Source organism: Thioclava sp. JM3, from assembly GCF_002213185.1.
Lineage (GTDB): Bacteria > Pseudomonadota > Alphaproteobacteria > Rhodobacterales > Rhodobacteraceae > Thioclava > Thioclava nitratireducens.
The window spans coordinates 1-22,123 of the sequence record NZ_NBOB01000010.1 but is presented as its reverse complement, the minus strand read 5'-3'; the positions used below and the strand labels follow the sequence as shown (position 1 = coordinate 22,123).

Annotated in this window: 22 protein-coding genes; 12 read left to right on the top strand and 10 right to left on the bottom strand. The window is 62.4% G+C overall.

The window, feature by feature from the left end:
- Positions 1-11: 11 nt before the first annotated feature.
- The gene (gene rlmN, locus B6V73_RS16910) at positions 12-1,193 is read right to left on the bottom strand and encodes a 23S rRNA (adenine(2503)-C(2))-methyltransferase RlmN (protein ID WP_088725878.1); all 1,182 of its coding nucleotides are present in this window, start codon (positions 1,191-1,193) and stop codon (positions 12-14) included.
- 133 nt (positions 1,194-1,326) lie between these two features.
- Positions 1,327-1,842 (bottom strand): invasion associated locus B family protein, encoded by a 516-nt coding sequence (locus tag B6V73_RS16905; RefSeq protein WP_075776885.1) that lies wholly within the window; start codon positions 1,840-1,842, stop codon positions 1,327-1,329.
- A 166-nt stretch (positions 1,843-2,008) separates the two neighbouring features.
- Here B6V73_RS16905 and B6V73_RS16900 point away from each other — a divergent pair, with 166 nt between their 5' ends.
- Positions 2,009-3,001 carry an asparaginase gene (locus B6V73_RS16900; protein WP_088725877.1) on the top strand — a complete coding sequence of 331 codons (993 nt, stop codon included), beginning with the start codon at positions 2,009-2,011 and terminating at the stop codon, positions 2,999-3,001.
- A 3-nt stretch (positions 3,002-3,004) separates the two neighbouring features.
- Here B6V73_RS16900 and B6V73_RS16895 read toward each other — a convergent pair whose 3' ends face one another.
- From B6V73_RS16895 to B6V73_RS16870, 6 genes are all read right to left on the bottom strand, one after another.
- Positions 3,005-3,823, bottom strand: coding sequence for a DUF1217 domain-containing protein (locus tag B6V73_RS16895; protein ID WP_088725876.1), 819 nt, complete (start codon positions 3,821-3,823; stop codon positions 3,005-3,007).
- Positions 3,820-4,224 carry a flagellar biosynthesis repressor FlbT gene (gene flbT, locus B6V73_RS16890; protein WP_075776786.1) on the bottom strand — a complete coding sequence of 135 codons (405 nt, stop codon included), beginning with the start codon at positions 4,222-4,224 and terminating at the stop codon, positions 3,820-3,822. Before flbT ends, B6V73_RS16895 begins: the two co-directional genes overlap by 4 nt.
- Positions 4,221-4,595, bottom strand: coding sequence for a flagellar biosynthesis regulator FlaF (gene flaF / locus B6V73_RS16885; RefSeq protein ID WP_077701342.1), 375 nt, complete (start codon positions 4,593-4,595; stop codon positions 4,221-4,223). The genes flbT and flaF overlap by 4 nt, the downstream gene beginning before the upstream one ends.
- 87 nt (positions 4,596-4,682) lie before the next feature.
- Positions 4,683-5,924 (bottom strand): flagellin, encoded by a 1,242-nt coding sequence (locus tag B6V73_RS16880; protein WP_075776784.1) that lies wholly within the window; start codon positions 5,922-5,924, stop codon positions 4,683-4,685.
- A gap of 208 nt (positions 5,925-6,132) precedes the next feature.
- Positions 6,133-6,471 (bottom strand): hypothetical protein, encoded by a 339-nt coding sequence (locus B6V73_RS16875; protein WP_088725875.1) that lies wholly within the window; start codon positions 6,469-6,471, stop codon positions 6,133-6,135.
- Positions 6,464-6,733: a rod-binding protein gene (locus tag B6V73_RS16870; RefSeq protein ID WP_206185602.1), complete on the bottom strand. Its 270-nt coding sequence runs from the start codon at positions 6,731-6,733 to the stop codon at positions 6,464-6,466. Before B6V73_RS16870 ends, B6V73_RS16875 begins: the two co-directional genes overlap by 8 nt.
- A gap of 1,333 nt (positions 6,734-8,066) precedes the next feature.
- On the opposite strand from B6V73_RS16870, the gene B6V73_RS20865 reads away from it, so the two are divergent.
- Both B6V73_RS20865 and B6V73_RS16860 read left to right on the top strand, forming a co-directional pair.
- On the top strand, positions 8,067-8,957 hold the full coding sequence (locus B6V73_RS20865; protein WP_168174924.1) for a flagellar hook-length control protein FliK: 891 nt from the start codon (positions 8,067-8,069) through the stop codon (positions 8,955-8,957).
- A gap of 9 nt (positions 8,958-8,966) precedes the next feature.
- Positions 8,967-9,650, top strand: coding sequence for a flagellar hook capping FlgD N-terminal domain-containing protein (locus B6V73_RS16860; RefSeq protein ID WP_088725872.1), 684 nt, complete (start codon positions 8,967-8,969; stop codon positions 9,648-9,650).
- Here the strand turns inward: B6V73_RS16860 and ubiB are convergent.
- Positions 9,647-11,176 (bottom strand): 2-polyprenylphenol 6-hydroxylase, encoded by a 1,530-nt coding sequence (gene ubiB / locus B6V73_RS16855; RefSeq protein WP_088723400.1) that lies wholly within the window; start codon positions 11,174-11,176, stop codon positions 9,647-9,649. The genes B6V73_RS16860 and ubiB overlap by 4 nt on opposite strands.
- Before the next feature lie 3 nt (positions 11,177-11,179).
- Positions 11,180-11,932 carry a bifunctional demethylmenaquinone methyltransferase/2-methoxy-6-polyprenyl-1,4-benzoquinol methylase UbiE gene (gene ubiE / locus B6V73_RS16850; protein ID WP_075776778.1) on the bottom strand — a complete coding sequence of 251 codons (753 nt, stop codon included), beginning with the start codon at positions 11,930-11,932 and terminating at the stop codon, positions 11,180-11,182.
- A 76-nt stretch (positions 11,933-12,008) separates the two neighbouring features.
- Between ubiE and mutM the strand changes: the two genes are divergently transcribed.
- The 9 genes from mutM (at position 12,009) to gyrB (ending at position 22,006) form a co-directional block, all read left to right on the top strand.
- Positions 12,009-12,854, top strand: coding sequence for a bifunctional DNA-formamidopyrimidine glycosylase/DNA-(apurinic or apyrimidinic site) lyase (mutM, locus tag B6V73_RS16845; RefSeq protein WP_075776777.1), 846 nt, complete (start codon positions 12,009-12,011; stop codon positions 12,852-12,854).
- Positions 12,855-12,941: 87 nt separating this feature from the next.
- A complete protein-coding gene (locus B6V73_RS16840; protein ID WP_075776776.1) occupies positions 12,942-13,718 on the top strand; it encodes an enoyl-CoA hydratase in 777 nt (258 codons plus the stop codon).
- A 209-nt stretch (positions 13,719-13,927) separates the two neighbouring features.
- Positions 13,928-14,194 carry a 30S ribosomal protein S20 gene (gene rpsT, locus B6V73_RS16835; protein ID WP_075776775.1) on the top strand — a complete coding sequence of 89 codons (267 nt, stop codon included), beginning with the start codon at positions 13,928-13,930 and terminating at the stop codon, positions 14,192-14,194.
- Positions 14,195-14,693: 499 nt separating this feature from the next.
- Positions 14,694-16,088 (top strand): chromosomal replication initiator protein DnaA, encoded by a 1,395-nt coding sequence (gene dnaA, locus B6V73_RS16830; RefSeq protein WP_088720565.1) that lies wholly within the window; start codon positions 14,694-14,696, stop codon positions 16,086-16,088.
- 114 nt (positions 16,089-16,202) lie between these two features.
- Positions 16,203-17,321 carry a DNA polymerase III subunit beta gene (gene dnaN, locus B6V73_RS16825; RefSeq protein WP_078521612.1) on the top strand — a complete coding sequence of 373 codons (1,119 nt, stop codon included), beginning with the start codon at positions 16,203-16,205 and terminating at the stop codon, positions 17,319-17,321.
- 52 nt (positions 17,322-17,373) lie between these two features.
- Positions 17,374-18,432, top strand: a complete 1,059-nt coding sequence (gene recF, locus B6V73_RS16820; RefSeq protein WP_088720557.1) for a DNA replication/repair protein RecF — start codon at positions 17,374-17,376, stop codon at positions 18,430-18,432.
- Positions 18,429-18,857, top strand: a complete 429-nt coding sequence (locus tag B6V73_RS16815) for a VOC family protein (RefSeq protein ID WP_088725871.1) — start codon at positions 18,429-18,431, stop codon at positions 18,855-18,857. Before recF ends, B6V73_RS16815 begins: the two co-directional genes overlap by 4 nt.
- On the top strand, positions 18,854-19,474 hold the full coding sequence (locus B6V73_RS16810; protein ID WP_075776771.1) for a LysE family translocator: 621 nt from the start codon (positions 18,854-18,856) through the stop codon (positions 19,472-19,474). The genes B6V73_RS16815 and B6V73_RS16810 overlap by 4 nt, the downstream gene beginning before the upstream one ends.
- 81 nt (positions 19,475-19,555) lie before the next feature.
- Positions 19,556-22,006 carry a DNA topoisomerase (ATP-hydrolyzing) subunit B gene (gene gyrB / locus B6V73_RS16805; protein WP_075776770.1) on the top strand — a complete coding sequence of 817 codons (2,451 nt, stop codon included), beginning with the start codon at positions 19,556-19,558 and terminating at the stop codon, positions 22,004-22,006.
- The last annotated feature ends 117 nt before the right edge of the window (positions 22,007-22,123 follow it).

Below are 22,123 nucleotides of genomic sequence, written 5' to 3'. Positions count from 1 at the left end.
AAGCGGGTTCCTTAAAGACCCGCCTCCGCCTGAATTTGCGCCCGCGACTTGCGCGCCCGCTCGGTCGCCGATTTCAGCTGACCGCAGGCGGCCATGATGTCCTCGCCGCGCGGCGTACGGATCGGCGAGGCATAGCCCGCCTTGTAGATGATGTCGGCGAAGCTCTCGATCCGCTCCCAGTCGCTGCGCTCGTAGGGCGCGCCCGGCCATTCGTTGAACGGGATCAGGTTGATCTTCGCGGGGATGCCGCGGATCAGCTTCACCAGGCGCCGCGCGTCCTCGTCGCTATCGTTCACCCCCTTGAGCATCACGTATTCGAACGTGATCCGCTCGGAGTTCGACAGGCGCGGATATTCCCGCAGCGCGTTCAGCAGCGTCTCGATATTCCAGCGCTTGTTGATCGGCACCAGCTTGTCGCGCACTTCGTCGGTCGTGGCGTGGAAGGACACCGCCAACAGACAGCCGATCTCCTCGGCGGTCTTCGCGATCTCCGGCACCACGCCCGAAGTCGAGAGCGTGATCCGGCGGCGGCTGAGGCTCAGCCCCTCGCCATCCATCACGACCTTCATCGCGTCGCGGACATTCTCGAAGTTGTAAAGCGGCTCGCCCATGCCCATCAGAACGACGTTCGACACCAAACGGGTCTCGTTCTTCGGGCTGTTCTTCTCGGGCCATTCGCCCAGATCGTCGCGTGCGAGCATGACCTGGCCGACGATCTCGCCGGGCGTCAGGTTGCGCACGAGTTTCTGCGTGCCGGTGTGGCAGAACGAACAGGTCAGCGTGCAGCCCACCTGGCTCGAGATGCACAGCGTGCCGCGGTTTTCCTCGGGGATGTAGACCGCCTCGACTTCGTGGCCGCCCGCGATCTTCAGAAGGTATTTCCGCGTGCCGTCCTCGGAGACCTGCTTCGAGACGATCTCGGGCAGGGTAATCTCGAACGTCTCGGCCAGCATTGCCCGGTAATCCTTGGCGAGGTTGGTCATCGCCGCGAAATCGCGCACACCCCAGTAATAGATCCACTGCCAGATCTGGCCGACGCGCATCTTCGCCTGCTTCTCGGGCGTGCCCGCCTCGATCAGCGCCGCGCGCAGCTGGTCACGGGTGAGGCCGATGAGATTCACCTTGCCGCCTTCGGGCAGCTTGCGCGGGATCGTGTGCACGTCTTGCGTGATCGGAGCCTGAGACTGGGTCATCGCATGTTTCCTTGAAATGAGGCGCCTCATATAGGGGATTCGCCCCTGCATTAACAGGGGGCGTCGCGCTTTTGGCTCGAACGCGAAAACCCCGGCGCATGGCCGGGGCTCAAATGTCAGGCGCGAGGGTCGCTTACTTGCAGCGCTGCTCGGCCTCGTCGGTCGCGGCGGTGAAGCCCATCAGCGAGAACGTGTCCTCGGTCTGGGTGCCACGGCTCGAACGACCGGTCAGTTTCACGTCTGCGCCAGCCTTTAGGGCGGCGATGATCTTCGCGTCCTCTTCCGGCGATCCGGCCCAAGCGCCGCCACCGTCGGTGAAGAGGGTGTATTTCTGCCCCCCGACTTCCAGATCGACGGTCGAGCCATCCGCGAAAGGATAGCCGCCCATGAAGGAAATCTCGGGCGCCTTACCCGGACGATAGGTCACGAAGAGCAGGATATCCCCGCGGTTCACCTGTACGACCTTCCCAGCCTTGGTGTTGACCGTTTTCTTCGGCTTCGACACGCCCCAACATTCTTTCGGATCGTTATCGACGAAGACGCTCCAATCGGTATTCGCAGCGACGCGGTTGGTGCTTTCCTGCGCAATTGCGCCGTGCCCCGCCCCGATCATGAGCGCGGCGACCGCCGCGATCCGCAGACCCTTCATCATCATGCTTACAGCCTCCAGCTGTCACGTTGCCTCTGCATCGCCCGGGCTGGTCACCCTGTTTTCGGTGGCGGATGCGTTTTCCTCTCGATAACACTCATTTAACCCTAAAAAGCCTAGGGGGAAAACCCCGCGACGGCGAGATTTCGCGCATAGGAGGCAGGCGATGACGGCACCCGAGGCAATGATTGAGCTATGGCGCGGAGGGATGTGTGAATCCGTCCATCATGGCCATGCAGTGATCTTCGGCCCCGAGGGCATCGAAGCGGCTTGGGGCGATCCCGAAACAGTAATTTTTCCGAGATCGTCCGTGAAGATGATTCAGGCTTTGCCGCTGCTGGAAAGCGGGGCGGCGGAGGCGGCTGGCCTGACCACTTGCCAGCTGGCCCTGTCCTGCGCGAGCCATTCCGGCGCTCGCATGCACCGCGCCGCAGTCGAAGACTGGCTCGCGACGCTCGGGATGAAGGACGATGATCTGCGCTGCGGGGCCCATCTGCCGCGCGACAAGGCCGAGAAGAAACATCTGATCTGCGCGGACGACGCGCCTTGCCAAGCACACAACAATTGCTCGGGCAAACATGCCGGCTTCCTGACGCTGAACCGGCATCTGGGCGGCGGGCCGGACTATATCGATATCGATCACCCGGTGCAGCGCGCCGTGAAATCCGCCTTTGAAGAGGTGACCGAAGAGAGCTCTCCGCGCTATGGGATCGACGGATGCTCGGCCCCGAATTTCGCGACGAGCCTCGCTGGCCTCGCGCGAGCGATGCAATTCTTCGCGTCGGCGAAACCGGACGGCGATCTGCGGGCGCGCGCTGCCGCCCGACTGGTCGACGCGATGATGGAGTATCCTGAAATGGTCGCGGGCGAAGGGCGCGCCTGCACCGAAATCATGCGCGAGGCGAACGGGCGTGTCGCCGTCAAAACCGGTGCGGAAGGCGTCTACGTCGCCATGCTTCCGGATCAGAAGCGCGGCGTCGCCCTGAAAATCACTGATGGCGCAACCCGGGCCTCGGAAGCGGCGATAATCGCGCTGCTGATCCGCCTTGGTGCGCTCGATGCCAGCGCGCCGGTGGTACATCGCAGATTGACCGGGCCAATCACCAATTGGCGCGGCCTGAAAACGGGCGAGCTGCGCCGTGCAGCGCAGTTCCCCTAAAGCCTAGAGTCGAAGGGACAGGCCCTGCGTCCCTGTGTTCCGCAACAGGCTGAGCGCGACATTCTGCGGAGAGACGCTGGCCTTGTTCGAAAGCTGCGCGCGCAGTAGATAGTCCCGCGTCAGGGCAGCCAGCTTCTCCGGCGCGGCGAGTTCAGCCGGATCGGAGGTGCCGTAGACGCGTTGCGCCTTGGACATGTAGATGTCGCGCTGCTGCTCGACATCCAAAGCGCCGACACTCGGCGGCAGGTTGAGCGCGGTCTGGAAGACCCGGCTCAAAGCGGGCGATCCGATAATCGTGTACCATTTCGCAGGCTCGGACAGGTCCCTTGCCGCGAGTGCGGGCAGATCACGCTGAAGGGACATCGCCATGCGCATGTCGTTGTCGACCCCGCCGACCGCGACTTCGAATTCCCGGCTCTCGAATTGGTTCAGGATCTCATCCGCGAATGTCGAAAGCTTGGTGCGCGGAATAGCGAAATCTCCAAAACCGAATGCCTTGGTCAGTGCGAGATAGCTTTTATCCGACAGCTTATTGGCAAGCGCCGTGCGATCCAAAGACCCCTCTTCGAGTACTTTGCGGATGAAGTACTTGTTGTCGATATCGGCATCGAGACCGAACGCGCCCAGCGCCACGCTCAAAAGGCGCCGGTCATCGACCAGTTCCTGTGCCGTATCGATGCTTCCGATCGTCTCACGGAAATAGCGATCAAGACGCTGGTTTTCCGACGACGCCGCGAAAGCCGCCTTCTGCGTTTCCATCGTGCGCGAGAGAAACCGCCACCCCGCGAACCCGGAAAAGGGAATAACGGGTTGATAAGTCATGACGCCCCCGCGGCGAGAAGACGTTCCTCCCGTGGGAGAAGCGTCCGTAGCGCCTTCAGCGCTTGGTAATGCTGGTTCTCGATCACGGCGAGCGTGGCCGCATTCAGCTGCGCCCGGCTATCGTGATCCTTGAGAACTTGGCTGAGTTGTTCGATCCCCCGAAGCAACTGCATCCTTGCCTCTTCGGGGTCGGTGTCCCCCGACAGCACGAGCTGCGCGATATAGCACACGCGCCGGACAGGCGTGTTCACCTCTTCCGGATGGATCGCGTCGCGCAACCGCAGGATATTTGCGTTCGGCGTCATGATCGCGAGCCGCGATCGGCGATCTCCGTTTTCGATAACCGCGCCATTAATCAGCACTCTCTCCTTTGGGGCGAGTTTAAGCACGAGGCCGCTCATTGTTTGATCCCTTCTTGCCGCAACCCGCGCATGATTGCGGTGTTCACGTCGATCAAAACATCGACCGAACGCTTTTCCGAAAGGACGAGGCGGCTATGCGCCTGCGTGAACTCGTTTAGAAAGAAAATGCGCGCGCGGAGGTCCTGCGGCAAGCCATTCTCGGGATCCGCCACATCCGCCGCGAGCGCGGTCCAGAGGCGGCGGTTTTCGAAGATCGCTTCTGCCAGCGCGGCAAAGGGCACGTCCTGCGAAGACACCTGTTTAAGGCGACGCGTGATGCGGGCAAATAGCTCGAATTCGAGACCGCGCGGTGTGCGCATCGGCTGGCTCGGATTGGAATAGGCCGTTTTGGCCAAAGTCGTCGCGTACACGGGAAATCCTTCCGGTGACTGAAACTGATCATGTGCGGAGGGCATGAGGGAAGCGGGGGCGCCGGATCAGGCGCCCCTACCCGAACTTTAACGGAACAGCGAAAGGATGTTCTGGGGCTGCTGATTGGCGATCGAGAGCGCCTGGATACCTAGCTGTTGCTGAGTTTGCAGAGCCTGAAGCCGTGCCGAGGCCTCTTCCATATCCGCGTCTACCATCGACCCGATACCGGCCTTGAGCGAGTCGCTGAGGCTGGAGATAAAGTCGGCTTGCGTGCCAATCCGGCCCTCGACCGAACCGAAGGAAGAAGCCGCATCGGTTGCCGTCTGGATCAGCGTCTCGATATTGGTGAGCGCAGCGGTCGCCCCCGCGTCAGTGGTCACGTCAATCGATGCGACCGCGGCGAGACCGCCTGAGCCCGCATTGAGGAATTGCGACACGATCGTCAGATCGCCGGCCAGATCGGCGCCGCCATCATTCTTGAAGGTCAGGGTCGAGTCGCTGGTGGTGCTCACACCGGCGGTGAAGTCGACTTGCAGGTTGGCGATGCCCAGCGCGTCGATCGCCGATTTCAGTCCAGCGGCGATCAAGTCGGTGCGTGCAGTGCCGGTCTGCGCCGCATCCGCTTCGGAGAGCGTGTAGCTGACCGTTTGATCTCCGAGGCTGACCTTCACGCTATCGCCCGCGGCCCAGGTAACCGTGTCATCGAGAAAGACTTTGACGCCCGTCGTATCAGCCTTGGCGAGAGTCGTGGCGGCGGTATCCTTATCGGTAGACACCCCGGCCGAACCGGTGAAGGCCGCTTTCGCAGAGTAACTGCCGACAGAGAGGTTTTGGGCGGTGACGTCGATATGGCTCGCGGAAACGGTGCCGTCCGAGGCGCGGTCGAGCGACGACAGCACTTTAACGGTCGCAGCCGAGGAGCCATCGACCAGGTTCAGGCCATTGAACTGCGCCGCCCCGACGACCGACGTCAGTTGCTCCTGAAGTGCGTCGATATCCGTCTGAATCTTGTCGCGGTCGACATTCGACTCCTGTGCCGCGACGATCTTGCTTTTCATATCGGTCAGCAGGTCAGTCACGGTTTCGGCGGCCTTACGGGCCACCGCGACAGTCGATTCCCCCAGCGCGAGGCTATCCGAAATGCCAGAGAAGCTTTTTACGTCGGACTCCATGACCTTCGAAATCGCCCATACGGCCGCGTTGTCTTTCGCCGAGCCGACCGATTTGCCGGTCGAGATTTCAGATTGGGTGGTGGCGAGGCCGGAATTGATCCCTTTCAGAGTCTGCAGCGCGATCATGGCGCCGGTATTCGTCAGAATGCTGGACATGATTTATCCTTTTAATGTCGACGCTTTGCGTCACTCGGTTGCAAAGCCGCGTGTTCGACGCGGCGCTCATGGCTTTCTGACCAATGCGCCTCGTGAGCTTTGAAGCGCGCCATCGCTTGGATGCGGCGCCACAATGGCCGAGCAAAGGCTAACAACCTGCTAAATCCTGTCCCTAAACTCTTGAGAAATGTCTTTCATGATTAACAGCTTATGCACGCCGCTCGAAATCCGCACTACCGCGGCGAATAGGCTGCGGACGCCCTTCTCGGTCATAGGAATCGAAGCCTTTCGCCGCCGCCACAATTACCTCGAGACGGGCCTGCGCAGCGCGCACTCCTTCCAGAGCAGAGGCCAGCAGCACCTGATTCTCGCGGGCAAGCGCCTGAATCTGCTCGACCCTGCCGCGATCAGGCTTCGTCAGCGCGGCCATCGCGCGCTCCTTTCGGTCGCTCAAGGCAATGAGGTCGGAGAACTCCGCCGCCCGGATTGCTTCTCGTTCGAGGCGCAGTAGCGAGATGAGCTCTTCCGCGGTAGTCGTTTCAGGCATCCTGTTCTCCGTTCTTGAGCGATTCGAAGATGACTTCGGCAAGGCCGATCCCCCCCGCGTCGACCATGGCCTTCGACTGTTCGGCTCTTAAGAAAGATGCGAATTGCGCTTCCCCGATGCCGCCGCCGAAAGCGCCGTCGTCAGCCTGCAGTCCGGCCTCTTTCAACATTTCCGAAAGGAAACCAGCTTCGAACGCCTTGGCTCTCGCGAAAAGTTTGGCGTCTTGCGGCGAAAGGACCGGGGCACGCGGCCCTGGTGACATGGTCGGGCGAAGCATCGAACTCTCCAATTGCGGATAATTTTCTGCACTCTGCCAGTCGGGCGTAAAGAATCGGTAAGTTCCTGCCGCGATAGTGGTTTCGACACAGACAGAGGTCGTGAGGACCATGATTCCCTTTCCGATGCCAGAAATGCCGAAAGGCGTGGGCAGCCAAATCAAGTCAGCGACCGTCAATACCGGGGCGGATGAAGCGCCGAGCGGGGATTTCGCGCTCGTGGCCGAGGCAGCGGCGCCTACTACCGACGAAGCTCGTAATACGGACGCGGCCGCATCAAAGGAGAGCGGCGCAGGATCAGAGGACGATCAGTCCGCGCATGAGGAGAGAGAGGGTGCCGTTCTCCGCGCATCGGTTTCAAATGACTTGTCTGAGGTCATCGTGCTGCTTGGACCGCAGAAATCCCATCGCCAACTGCAGTCTGCTTCCACGGTCGAACGAAACCAGGTCAAAGGGACCGATATCGTGAAGCCCACGGAGAAGAACGTTGCCGCGAGAGACGGCGTCGCGCGCCCTCGAGGGAGAGAGAACGGCGCCGAGACAGACAAGTCCAGCGAAACGCACCCGACAAAAGCCGCAGCAAAAGTCGCTGAGACTACCTCCGGCAACGTGATGACTTCTGCTCCAGTTTCGAGCGGAGTCACGATGCAACCACATATCGAGCCCCAAAGAAACGACTCCAGACAGGATGGGCTGGCACCACGATCACTGTCGAACCGGGAGCCACTCGCGGTGCCGAGCGACGCGCGAGAACAAAGAACTGCCAATCCCGGGCAAACATCTGCGGTGTCCTTGCCGCCAATAATCGGTGCGTCTGCTTCCGATAGTGTGGTCGTTCACAGTGCCGAGCATGCCCCGAAAGCAACCTTCGACGTGAACGAGTCGCTCGCCCCCGCCCCCGAGAATGAGCAGCCAGTAGCTGAGCATGTTGCATCAAAGCGTCACAGGAAAAGGGACACGGGAGGCACGAAGCCTCTCCGTCCCCGTGCCTCGCCGGAAACTTTGCCCGTGGAGACCGAGGAGACGGCGCGGTCCGCGCACGCGCCTCCTGCAGAAACCGGGGCTCAGGCGCCATCTCTATCCGCAGAGTCGTTTTTTCAGGGGCGGAGTAACACCGCAGCGAAAGCGAACGGGGAAGCGATCCGGGCTGTAATCCGCCAAGGGCCAGAGCCAGCGCCACCGCAAGCATCCCCGAACAGAGGCGACCACGAAGCCGCGACGCCGGTTTTCACGTCAAAACCGGCCACAAGCACCGAGGCAGCCGACGCTATGCCTCCAAGCGCGGGAGCTGCGGGGATCACAGTGCGGCGGAGCGCATCCTTGGAAACGGTCGAAACGGTCGCTGTGTCCGCAAAAGTAGTGCAGAGCGGGAAAGCATCAGACCCTCACTACGCTTTGGCGGCCAAAGCTCCGCCAGTCGACGCAGAAATTGCGCGGGCCTCTACCCGCTGGCAGCCGCCGCCACAACTACAGTTCAACTCCGCGCGCCTTTTCAGCACATCAAGCGATACGTCCAAGAATGACAAAGCCGAGGCGCGCGAACCTTCGGTCCGGGTGGATCGTGATATTCTACCCATGGACGTTGCGGCCCATGCCCCGACTGCTCGCATGAGCCATGCTCAGGCTATCTATCTGGGGACAGCTGCGCTTCGGGCGGCGCAGGGGGACACGGAGAGGTCCGAGTTGCCCAGAGCGCGGTTCAGTACGGCTGAGACGCCCGAAACCTCAGCCGCGCACAGCGCACCACTGGCTGCGGGGACAGGCGGGGCGGCGCCGACAAGTTCAGCGCCGCAGCCCGCCCCGGCTTCTATCGCGCAGTCAATAGCGCATCAGATTGGTATTTCACTGCAGCGGATGCCCGATCGGCCAGTGGAAATTGCGCTTTCGCCGAAAGAATTGGGCCACGTGCGCGTGATCCTCCATGCAAGCCAGCATGGCATGACGGTCGCGATACAGGCCGATCGCGCCGAAACACTCGAGCTCATGCGCCGCCATATCGATACTTTCGCGCGCGAAATACGCGACTTGGGTTATGGCACGCTCGATTTTCAGTTCAGCCAGCGCGAGGAGCGCCCCCAGCGGCGGCCCGATATATTCGACAGGTCAGGCACTGGCCCAGGCGTCGCCCACGTTGAGACGCCGATTGACCCCAATCCGCGCCCCGCCACCCGCCTAGCCCCACCCCGAGGCGGGCTCGACCTGCGCATGTAGGAGATCATCATGACCACCACCACTTCCCCCGTAACCCCGGCGACCCCCAACGTCGCCGCCACGGCCGCAGCGAACAGTGGCGATGCAAAAGCCCCATCGGCGCTCAGTTCGGATTTCGAAACCTTCCTGACGATGCTCACCGCCCAGATGAAAAATCAGGATCCGCTCAATCCGATCGAAAGCGCCGATTTCGCGGTGCAACTCGCGACATTCTCCAGCGTCGAGCAACAGGTAAAGACCAACGATCTGCTGATCGCTCTGTCAGGCCAGATTGGACTTGGCAGTTTGAGCGAACTGGCGAGCTGGGTCGGAATGCAGGCCCGCGCCGAGGCACCGAGTTACTTCGACGGCTCGACGCCGATCGACCTTGCGCCCGCGGCGCAATCGGGGGCCGACGCAGCCGTTCTGGTGATCACGGATTCGACCGAGGAACAGGTCGCGAAGAAGCTGATTTCGCCTGCGCTCGAAAGCTATGCGTGGGACGGAACCAACGAGGCGGGCCAATCGCTAGGGGCTGGGCAATACCGCTTCTCGCTGCAAAGCTACGCGGCGGGCAATCTGATCGGCACCGATCCGGTCGCGGCCTATAGCCGGGTGGTCGAGGTGCAAGCAGGCGCTAACGGCGCGATGTTGACGCTCGAAGGCGGGGCCAAAGTTCCCGCCGATACGGTCAGCGCGCTGCGGGAGGGTTAAAGCAGCTCGCCCAGGACGACGCCAAGCAGCAGAAGGGCCGTCCCGGCTGAGATCAGTGCCGCGTAGCGCCAGCGGGTCACCGTCACCGGGGGCGGTGTCGGTTCGGTCTGCTTGCGGATCGCCGCCTTCACGAGGTCAGGAAGTTGTGGCCCGAAGCGACCCAGAACCTGCACCGTCTTGCGCAGATCATTCGCGATGGCACGCGGACCGAGGCTTTCGCGAATGTATTTCTCCACGACCGGCTTTGCGACTTCCCACATGTTGATCGACGGGTGGAGCGAACGCGCCACGCCTTCAACAACGACCATCGTGCGCTGCAGCAGGATCAACTGCGTCTGGGTCTGCATCCCGAAGCGCTCCGTCACCTCGAAGAGATAGGCCAAAAGCCGCGCCATCGAGATATGGGCGGCGTCCATCCCGAAGATCGGCTCTCCCACGGCGCGCAGCGCCAGCGCGAACTCGTCGACATCGCGATCGGCGGGGACGTAACCAGCCTCGAAATGCACCTCGGCCACACGCTTGTAGTCGCGCTGGATGAAGCCCATGAGTATCTCGGCATAGACCCGGCGGGTATATTCGTCGATCTGCCCCATGATCCCGAAATCATAGGCGAGGATATCCCCGTTCCCAGCCACCTTGAGATTGCCATGATGCATGTCGGCATGGAAAAACCCGTCGCGCAGAGCATGGCTAAGGAACAGTTGCAACACGCGCTCGCCGATGGCGGCCACGTCATGTCCCGCATCGCGCAGACCCGTCGGGTCGCCCATCGGCAGACCTTCCGCCCAGTCAAGCACCATCACCCGCTTGGCCGAGAGGTTCCAGACCGGCTGTGGCACTAGGAAGCCCGCATCACCTACGGTATTGGCGCCGAATTGCGAAGCCGAAGCTGCCTCCAGACGCAGATCCAACTCGCCGAGAACCACGGATTCGAAGTGTTTGATTACCTCGCTCGGGCGCAAGCGCCGCGACGCGGGCGAAATCCGCTCGATCATCGCGGCGGCGAAATGGAAGGCGTCGAGATCGCGACGGAAAGCGCGCTCGATCCCCGGGCGCAATACCTTCACCGCGACCCGTTCACCCGTGTCCGCTCGGCGCGCGGAATGGACCTGCGCGATCGAAGCGGCGGCGACGGGCTCGGAAAACTCGATGAACAGCTGATCGGCGGGCGCGCCCAGTTCGTCTTCGACCATACGCTTGGCGATAGAGGTCTCGAAGGGCGGCAGCTTGTCCTGCAGCACGCGCAGCTGATCGGCCAATTCGGCGCCGACCACGTCCGGCCGCGTCGAGAGGACCTGACCGAACTTGATATAGGCCGGGCCCAGCGCGGTGATCGCGCGCGTAACCGGCGGTAGCTCCGGATCGCCCTTGTAGCCAAGCCATGCGAAGGGCGCGCTGATCGCATAGGCCACGGCGCGCAGCCGCGGCGGCGCATCCATCGCCTCAAGCGCCTGATGCATCGCACCCGTGCGGATGAAGGTCGCGCCCGTCCGGATCAGGCGCCAGATGTTGTGGGGTCCGCGCATCGGTTAAAGTTTCCAGCCCGAGTGCAGCGCCGCGATTCCCATCGACAGATTCCGGTAGGAGACATTGTCGAACCCGGCTTCACGGATCATCTGCGCGAAGGTCTCCTGCGAGGGGAACTTGCGGATCGATTCCACCAGGTACTGGTAGCTGTCGCGGTCATTCGCGACGATTTCGCCCATCTTCGGGATCACGTTGAAGGAATAGAGATCATAGGCCTTCTGCATCAGTTCATTCGGGATCTGGCTGAACTCCAACACCATGATCCGTCCACCAGGCTTGAGCACCCGGTAGGCCTCCGAGAGCGCATCCGCGATCCGCGTCACGTTCCGGATGCCGAAAGAGATCGTGTAGACGTCGAAGGAATTATCCGCGAAGGGCAGCGCCATCGCGTCGCCGACCACCCAGTCGAGACTGTCGGCCATGCTTTCGGCCTCGGCGCGCTTGCGGCCCTCGATCAGCATCGATTCGGTCATGTCGCAGACCGTCGCGTGGCCCGAGCCTGCGCGTTTCAAGAAGCGGAAGGACACGTCGCCGGTCCCGCCCGCCACGTCGAGCAACTTTTGACCCGGTCGCGGCGCGAGCCAATCCATCATCGCGTCCTTCCAGACGCGGTGGATGCCCATGCTCATCAGGTCGTTCATGATGTCGTATTTCGATGCCACTCGCGAAAACACGCCGTGAACCATGCCTGCCTTGGCATCTTCGTCCACGGTCTGAAAACCGAAATGCGTGGTCTTTGATTGCTCTGCGCTCATGGGCCCTTGCCGATCCTCATTTCACCCCCTTCTTATAGGGGCCCTTTGCCCCAAGACAATGCGATGAGGAGGAACTATGCCCGAATTGCCCGAGGTCGAGACGGTTCGTCGCGGGTTGGTCCCGGCCATGGAAGGCCATCGGATCGAGCGTGCCGAAGTCAATCGGCCCGACCTGCGCTGGCCCCTGCCCGAGCGGATGGCCGAGCGGTTGCAGGGGGCCCGCGTGGACCGTCTGCGGCGACGGTCGAAATACATCCTCGCGGATCTCGACAGCGGAGAAAGCCTGCTGATCCACCTCGGGATGTCGGGCCGCATGCTGGTCTCGGGCGTGGCGCTTGGCGAGTTTCACCTCGAACATCCCGCGCCTGCGAAACACGATCACGTTGTTTTGCACATGGCGGGTGGCGGACGTGTGACCTTCAATGACGCGCGTCGCTTCGGGGCGATGGATCTGGTGCTGACCGAGCGCGAGCAGGCGCATTGGCTTTTGGCGGGCCTGGGCCCCGAGCCCTTTGGTAACGACTTCCACGAAGACTATCTGGTCGAGGCGCTCAAACGCCGCGCGACCCCGATCAAGTCTGCGCTGCTCGACCAGCATGTCGTGGCGGGTCTCGGCAACATCTATGTCTGCGAGGTGCTGCACCGGGCAGGTATCGACCCGCGCCGTCAGGCGAAGCGGATTTCGAACGCACGCATCGCCTCGCTGGTACCGATCATCCGCGAGGTGCTGACCGAGGCGATCTCGGCGGGAGGGTCGTCTCTGCGCGACCATCGGCAAGCGGATGGGGAACTGGGATATTTCCAGCACAGCTTCCATGTCTACGACCGCGAGGACGCCCCCTGTAGCACGTGCGGCACGCCGATCCGGCGCATCGTTCAATCCGGACGATCCACCTTTTTCTGCCCGGCCTGCCAGAAATGACGCAGCGCTCCGGCATCACAAGACGCTTGATCTGATTTGACGCTCTGCTAGGAGTCCCGTTCAGAGACAAGGAAAGGCAAGACCGAAATGGCCTACCAGACCCTGATCGTCGAGATCGAGGATTACGTTGCCCTGATCCGGCTCAACCGCCCCGACGCACTGAACGCCCTGAACTCCCAATTGCTGGGGGAACTGGCCGAGGCGCTGAAATCGGCGGAAGAGAATGACAAGGTGCGTTGCATCGTCATCACCGGTTCGGAAAAGGCCTTCGCGGCTGGCGCAGACATCAAGGAAATGTCGGAAAAGAGCTTCGTGGACATGTTCACGAGCGACTTCTTCGGCAAGGAAGCGGATGCCATCAACCGCATCCGCAAACCGATCATCGCTGCAGTGGCGGGCTACGCGCTCGGCGGCGGTTGCGAATTGGCGATGATGTGCGATTTCATCATCTGCGCGGAGAACGCCAAGTTCGGCCAGCCCGAGATCAATCTCGGCGTGATCGCCGGGATCGGCGGCACCCAGCGCCTGACGCGCTTCGTGGGCAAGTCCAAGGCGATGGACATGCACCTCACGGGCCGCTTCATGGATGCCGGCGAGGCCGAACGGTCGGGACTTGTCAGCCGGGTCGTCCCGAATGCCAAGCTGATCCCCGAGACTATGGCTGCGGCGCAGAAGATCGCCGAGAAGTCGATGCTTGCGACTCGCGCCGCGAAAGAAGCGGTGAACCGCTCCTACGAGACGACGATGAACGAAGGCATCCTGTTCGAGCGTCGTCTGTTCCACGGGCTCTTCGCCACCGACGACCAGAAAGAGGGCATGGCTGCCTTCCTCGAAAAGCGCGAGCCTCAGTTCCGCGACAAGTGAGCCCTTTCGGGCCGCTCGCACGACACCAGATGGCGGGGCTTCGGCCCCGCTTTTCATTATTCCCTTTCCCTTTTGCGCAATTTGCCTTATGAGGCCGCCTCACATGCGCGTGGAGCCCGCTTAGGCTAGAATCATCTAGGTTCGCTGGAGCCCGGGGTCTGTCGTGCGATTGAAAGATTTGAACAGACCCGGAAAGTGGGAAGATACACATGGCTAACACGCCCCAGTCCAAGAAACGCGCCCGTCAGAACGAGCGCCGCCAAGACGTCAACAAAGCTCGTCGTTCGCGCATCCGTACCTTCATCCGCAAAGTCGAAGAAGCGATCGCTTCGGGCGACTACGAAGCGGCAACCAACGCTCTGCGCGCTGCCCAGCCCGAGCTGGCTCGCGGCGTCACCAAGGGCGTTCTGCACAAGAACACCGCATCGCGCAAAGTCTCGCGCCTTGCGTCGCGCGTGAAGGCTCTCAACGCCTGATCTGCGCCCCGGGGTCGAGCCGGCTCCGGAATACGCTGGATTCCTTGAGAAAAAACGCGTCCGCCTATTTGGTGGGCGCGTTTTTTCTTGGACAATCAGTGCCTTGACACGAAACTGTTGCAGTTTTGCGCAGCCCCCTCAGATTCGTTTCGGGGAATCTCACGTCAAGCGCAAAGGTCGGTTGCCTGCTGGCTCGCCAGCTTGCTAGCTTCTACCTGCGATTCACGTCGCCTTGGGGGACATGACGCATTTATCTGGCCGTCGGGGGCAAATAAGTCTGCCACGACAAATGAAAAAGCCTGTTGGCGACCAGCGAAATGCGATTCCGATTCTCGAGGGGGTCCAACTCCTCACTTTCGGCAACTCTGCCTGAAACCGGGTTTCAATCCCGGCAGGTAGGTCGTGTCTGTTTGTAATCGAGGCCGAGCTGCCAGCCGGGCTTGCCGCAATCCCAAGGGACGAAGACGCAACTTATTTGTGTTTGGCGATGGGCGGAAAAATGACGGACGAAACTTGGGGGCAGGTCTGCAATGAGCTTCAAAAAGCTGTTGGGCAAAACAACTACACGACCTGGATCGCTCCGCTCGAGCTGATCGACCTCGAGGACGGCATCGCCTCATTCCAAGCACCGACGAAATTCATGTGCGACTGGGTCTCGCGCAACTTTGCGGAACCGATCCTGAGCGAACTGCGTCGGGCGGGCATCTCTGCAGAGCGCGTCGACATCTCGGTCCCGGCCCGTCGTCCGATGAACGGCACGGCGAATGGCGCGACCCGCCCTGCGGTTCCGGCCCCTGCCCCGGCTCCCGCTGCAGCCGCCAAGCTCCGCAAGACCCCGCGTCCCGACGAGCCGCTTCCCGGCGCGCCGCTAGATTCGCGCTTCACCTTCGACAGCTTCGTCGTCGGCAAGCCGAACGAACTGGCCCATGCCGCCGCCAAGCGCGTTGCCGAAGGTGGCCCGGTCACGTTCAACCCGCTGTTCCTCTATGGCGGCGTCGGGCTTGGTAAGACCCACCTGATGCATGCGATCGCGCATGACCTACAGCATCAGCGTCCGGATCTGCGCGTGCTCTACCTTTCGGCCGAGCAGTTCATGTATCGCTTCGTGCAGGCGCTGCGCGAAAAGCAGATCATGGACTTCAAGGAGATGTTCCGCTCGATCGACGTTCTGATGGTCGACGATGTGCAGTTCATCGCCGGGAAAGATTCCACGCAGGAAGAGTTCTTCCACACGTTCAACGCGCTCGTGGATCAGGGCAAACAGATCGTCATCTCGGCGGATCGTGCCCCGGGCGAGATCAAGGACCTCGAAGAGCGCATCAAGTCGCGCCTGTCCTGCGGTCTCGTCGTCGACCTGCACCCGACCGATTACGAACTGCGCCTCGGTATTCTTCAGACCAAGACCGAAGCCTACAAGGTTCAGTATCCCGACCTGCAGATCGCCCCCGGCGTTCTGGAATTCGTGGCACACCGGATCACCTCGAACGTGCGCATCCTCGAAGGCGCGCTGACCCGCCTCTTCGCCTATGCCTCGCTGATCGGGCGCGAGATCACGATGGATCTGGCGCAGGAATGCCTCAAGGACCAGCTGCGTCAGTCCGAGCGCAAGGTCACCGTCGAAGAAATCCAGCGCAAGGTGGCGGAGCATTACAACGTCCGTCTCTCCGATCTCGTGGGGCCCAAGCGCCTGCGCGCCATCGCTCGTCCGCGCCAGGTGGCGATGTTCCTCGCGAAATCGCTGACCACCCGCTCGCTTCCCGATATCGGGCGCCGCTTCGGCGGGCGCGATCACACCACGATCATGCACGGCATCCGCAAGATCGAGGAACTGCGCGGCACGGATTCGCAGCTCGCCGAAGATATCGAGTTGCTCCGCCGCCTCCTTGAAAGCTGATCTGGCCCGCTGGGCTTGACGCTCCGGACAAAGCGACCGAATGTCTGCGAAAACCGTTGTGCCGGTGGCGCGAGGTGCTACCTTGCCAGCCCCGGAAAGTCGTGAGGGATCGACATGAAATTCAGCATCGAACGCGCCGCGCTGCTCAAGGCCGTCTCGCAAGCGCAATCCGTTGTGGAACGCCGCAACACGATCCCGATCCTTGCTAACGTGCTGATCGAAGCCGAAGGCGACACTGTCCAGTTCCGCGCGACCGACCTCGATATCGAGGTGGTCGACAAGGCGCCCGCGCAGGTCGAACAGGCCGGGGCCACGACGGTCTCGGCGGTCATGCTGCATGAAATCGTGCGCAAACTGCCCGACGGCGCGCTGGTCTCGATCTCGGACGACCCGGCCGCCGGGCGTCTGAACGTGCAGGCCGGTCGGTCGAGCTTCAACCTCGCCACGCTGCCGAAGGAAGACTTCCCGGTGATGGCTTCTTCGGAATACACCGCGAATTTCACGGCCAAGGCCGGGGTGCTCAAGCGCCTGTTCGACAAGTCGAAATTCGCGATCTCGACTGAAGAGACCCGCTATTACCTCAACGGCGTCTACATGCATATCGCGACCGGCGAAGACGGTCAGGTGCTGCGCTGCGTCGCCACCGACGGTCACCGTCTGGCGCGTATCGATTCCGGCCTGCCCGAAGGCGCCTCGGGTATGCCCGGCGTGATCGTGCCCCGCAAAACGGTGAACGAGCTGCGCAAGCTGCTGGAGGACGACGATCAGGAAATCGCGGTCTCGGTCTCGGAAACCAAGGTCCGTTTCGCGACCCCGGTGATCACGCTGACCTCGAAGGTCATCGACGGCACCTTCCCCGATTACACCCGCGTCATCCCGACCGGGAACACCCGCCAGCTGGAAGTCGACGCATCGGAATTCGCAAAAGCGGTGGACCGTGTGGCGACCGTCTCGTCGGAGCGGTCGCGCGCGGTGAAACTGGCTCTGGAAGCCGACAAGCTGGTACTTTCGGTCAACGCACCCGATGCCGGTGCCGCGGAAGAAGAGCTGGTCGTGGCCTATGCCGACGAGCCGCTGGAGATCGGTTTCAACGCGAAATACCTGCTCGAGATCGCGAGCCAGGTCGATCGCGAAAATGCCGTCTTCCTGTTCAACTCCTCGGGCGATCCGACCCTGATGCGCGAAGGTGGCGACACTTCGGCGGTCTATGTGGTCATGCCGATGCGCGTGTGAGGCCTGACGGAAGCCTCCGGCGGGGATATTTCCATCGAGAAGAAGAGGCGCGATGCTGCGTGAACTGAAGATATTGCAGTTCCGCTCGCATCGTCGTGCCGAAATCGCTTTCGACGGGCGGCCCGTGGCAATCTACGGGCCCAACGGCGCGGGCAAGACGAATATCCTCGAGGCGGTGTCGCTGCTTTCACCCGGGCGTGGGCTGCGCCGGGCGCAGGCCGACGAGTTGATGCGCCGCGCCGAAGCCGTTGGCTGGAAGCTGCGCGCCGCCACCGACACCCATGAGATCGAGACCTCCGCCCTGCCCGGCGAGTCGCGCCGGGTCGAGATCGATGGCAAAGCCGCGCCGCAGGTGGCACTGGCGCAGATTCTGCGGGTGCTGTGGCTGGTGCCTTCGATGGACCGGCTCTGGATCGAAGGGGCCGAGGGGCGCAGACGGTTTCTCGACCGGATGGTGATGAGCTTCACCCCCGCCCATGCCGAGGTCACGCTGGCCTATGAAAAGGCGATGCGCGAGCGGAACCGCTTGCTCAAGGACATGGTCCGCGATCCGAACTGGTATCACGCGCTGGAGGCACAGATGGCCGAGGCGGGCGCTGCGATCCGGGCGAACCGGGCCGAAGCCCTCACGCGGATCATGCAGGCGCAGGCGGATGCGGCGACGGCGTTTCCAGCAGCGCATCTGGTCCTCGAGAACGAAGGCCCCGGGGATCTGGCCGCGGCCCTCGACGCCAATCGCCCGCGCGACATGTCAGCGGGCCGCACGCTGGAGGGGCCGCACCGGGCCGATCTTCTCGCCACATATGTCGAGAAAGATGCCCCCGCCGCGCAATGCTCGACGGGCGAGCAGAAGGCGCTGCTGATCTCGCTGATCCTCGCCAATGCGCGGGCGCTTGCGGGCGAGGATGTGGTGCTTTTGCTCGACGAGGTCGCCGCCCATCTGGACTCCGGCCGGCGCGCGGCGCTTTATGACGAAATCTGCGCGATGGGCGCGCAGGTGTTGATGACCGGCACGGGAGCTGAGCTGTTCGACGCGCTCGGGGACCGGGGGCAATATCTCGAAGTGGTCGAGGGGCCGCAGGGCTCTGAGGTGAGGGAGGCTATGCCGTGAGCTATCCGCAGCAACGTGTGACGCTGATCACGCTGGGCGTGGCCGATCTCGACCAGTCGAAGCGCTTCTACGCAGCGCTCGGCTGGCAGCCCCATGCCGAGCAGGAGGACGTCGCCTTCTACCAGTTGCACGGGATGGCGCTGAGCCTGTTCTCCTTGCCGGCGCTGGCCGCCGATCAGGGCCTTACCCGCGCAAGGCTGGGCACAGGCGCGATGACGCTGGCGCAGAACTTCGACAGCCCCGAAGACGTGGACGCCGCTTTCGATGCCGCCCTCAAGGCAGGCGCAACCGAATTGAAAGCCCCCGAGAAGACTTTCTGGGGCGGCTATGCGGGCTATTACGCCGATCCCGACCACCATGTCTGGGAACTTGCCCATAATCCCTTCTGGCCGCTGGCCGACGACGGAAGCCTTACCCTCCCATGACCCTCACCTTATCGCAGATCGCGCTCTACACCGGCGCGCTTCTGGTTCTCTTCCTCACCCCCGGGCCGGTCTGGCTCGCCCTTCTCGCTCGCGCGATGGCCGGCGGGTTCGCCTCTGCATGGCCGCTCGCGCTTGGCGTGACGGTGGGCGACATGGTCTGGCCCGCACTCGCAATCTTGGGCGTATCGTGGCTGGTCGGCGAATTCAGCTGGTTCCTCGATGCGCTGCGCTGGGTGGCGGTCGCGATGTTCGTGGGGATGGGGGCGCTCCTGATCCGCCATGCCGAACATCAGATCAGCTCCGACAGCCGCCTGACGCGCCCGGGCATGTGGGCGGGCTTCGTCGCCGGGCTCATCGTGATCATCGGCAACCCCAAGGCGATCCTGTTCTACATGGGCATCCTGCCGGGCTTCTTTCCGATCGCCACGATGACCTGGATCGACATCGCCACGGTCAGTCTGATCTCGGCCATCGTACCGCTGACCGGCAACCTTATCCTCGCCGCCTTCGTGGGCCGCATCCGCGCCTTTGTACAAAGCCGCGGCAAGCTCGCAAAGCTCAACCGGATCGCGGGTGGGCTGATGATCCTCGTCGGCCTTCTTATCGCCGTGACGTGACCCCCTAAATCTTGTGTCTGACGCGTGACATTCCCGGGCCCAGCCGATATAAAACCGGCAACAGATAAAGGACGGGCAGGCATGACCGACGACACCCCGAAGAAGAACGCATACGGCGCCGATTCCATCAAGGTTCTCAAGGGCTTGGAGGCCGTGAGGAAACGGCCCGGCATGTATATCGGCGATACTGATGACGGCTCGGGCCTGCACCACATGGTTTACGAGGTCGTCGACAACGGGATCGACGAGGCTCTCGCGGGTCACGCCGACTACGTTGCCGTGAAAATTCACGCGGATTCTTCGGTCTCCGTGCGTGATAATGGGCGCGGGATTCCCGTCGACATTCACGCCGAAGAAGGCGTCTCCGCGGCCGAGGTCATCATGACCCAGCTGCACGCCGGCGGGAAATTCAACAACACCGACGACGACGGCAACGCCTACAAGGTGTCGGGCGGTCTGCACGGGGTTGGCGTCTCGGTGGTGAACGCGCTGTCGGACTGGCTGGAACTGACGGTTTGGCGCGACGGCAAGATCCACAAGGCGCGCTTCGAGCATGGCGAATGCGTCGAGCATGTGCATGTCGTGGGCGAGGCCCCGAACGAGAGCGGCACCGAGGTGCGCTTCCTCGCGTCGAGCAAGGAAGACGATCCCGAGGGCACCTTCTCGAACCGTGAGTTCGTCTTCGCCACGCTGGAAAAGCGTCTGCGCGAACTGGCTTTCCTGAACTCCGGCGTCCGTATCATCATCGAAGACGAGCGCCCCGCCGAGCCGCTCAAGACCGAGCTGCACTATGAAGGCGGCGTTCGGGAATTTGTGAAATATCTGGATCGCTCGAAAAACGCCGTGATGGAGGACCCGATCTACATGGTCGGCGAGGTGCGCGGCATCGGCGTCGAATGCGCGATGTGGTGGAACGACAGCTACCACGAAACCGTTCTGCCCTTCACCAACAACATTCCGCAGCGTGACGGCGGCACCCATATGGCGGGCCTGCGCGGGGCACTGACCCGCACGATCACGAAATACGCGCAGGAAAGCGGCATCGCCAAGCGCGAGAAGGTCGACTTCACCGGCGACGACGCGCGCGAAGGTCTGACCTGCGTGCTCTCGGTGAAAGTGCCCGATCCTAAATTCTCCAGCCAAACCAAGGACAAGCTGGTCTCCTCCGAGGTCCGTCCGGCGGTCGAGAACCTCGTGAACGAGAAGCTCGCCGAATGGTTCGAGGAAAACCCGAACGAGGCCAAGCAGATCGTCGGCAAGATTATCGAGGCTGCGTTGGCCCGGGAAGCTGCTCGCAAGGCACGCGAACTCACGCGCCGCAAGACGGTGATGGATGTGGCCTCCCTGCCCGGCAAGCTCGCCGACTGTCAGGAGAAGGATCCGTCGCTCTCCGAAGTCTTTCTCGTCGAGGGTGACTCCGCGGGCGGTTCAGCCAAGCAGGGCCGCGAGCGCAAGAACCAGGCGGTGCTGCCGCTGCGCGGCAAGATTCTCAACGTCGAGCGCGCGCGCTTCGACCGGATGCTCAGCTCGGATCAGATCGGCACGCTGATCACCGCGCTCGGCACCGGAATCGGTCGTGACGAATTCAACATCGACAAGCTGCGCTACCACAAGATCGTCATCATGACGGATGCGGATGTCGATGGTGCGCACATCCGAACGCTTCTGCTGACCTTCTTCTTTCGCCAGATGCCCGAGATCATCGAGCACGGCTACCTCTACATCGCGCAGCCGCCGCTTTACAAAGTCGCGCGCGGCAAATCCGAGGTCTACCTAAAGGATCAGACCGCGCTGGAGGATTACCTGATCGATATGGGCGTCGAAGGGGCGATTCTGCGGCTCAACACCGGCGAGGAGATCAGCGGTCAGGATCTCAAGCGCGTCGTGGAAGAGGCCCGCCTGATCAAGCGGATCCTCGCAACCTTCCCGACCCATTACCCGCATCACATCCTCGAACAGGCCGCGATCGCGGGCGCTATGGTGCCGGGCAAGATCGACGGAGACGCGCAGGGCGTCGCGAACTCGGTGGCCGAGCGCCTCGACCTCGTCGCTCTGGAATACGAGCGCGGCTGGCAGGGCCGTCCGACGCAGGATCACGGTATCCGCCTCGCCCGCGTTCTGCGCGGCGTGGAAGAGGTCCGCACGCTCGACGGTGCCGTGCTGCGCTCCGGCGAAGCGCGCCGTCTGGGCAGCCAGACCGAGCAGCTGCAAGAGGTCTACGACCGCCCGGCGAAGCTGGTGCGCAAAGAGCGCGAAATCCTGATCCACGGCCCGCTCGAACTGCTCGACGCGATCTTGAACGAGGGTGAAAAGGGCCTGAGCCTGCAGCGCTACAAGGGTTTGGGCGAAATGAACCCCGAGCAGCTGTGGGAAACCACACTCGACCCCTCCGCGCGGACCCTGCTTCAGGTGCGAGTCGAGGACGTGGCCGAGGCCGAGGACATCTTCTCGAAGCTGATGGGCGACGTCGTGGAACCCCGCCGCGAGTTCATCCAACAGAACGCCCTAGCGGTGGAGAACCTCGATTTCTGATGGGTTGTAGCTGACCTGCTCCCCTTTGAGTCCGCGTTTCTAGGTTAGCTCTGTTCAGGGTTTGGTCCTCTTTCGACCTTTGGTGATACTCCCACGGGGCGAGCCCGTCGAGGCTCG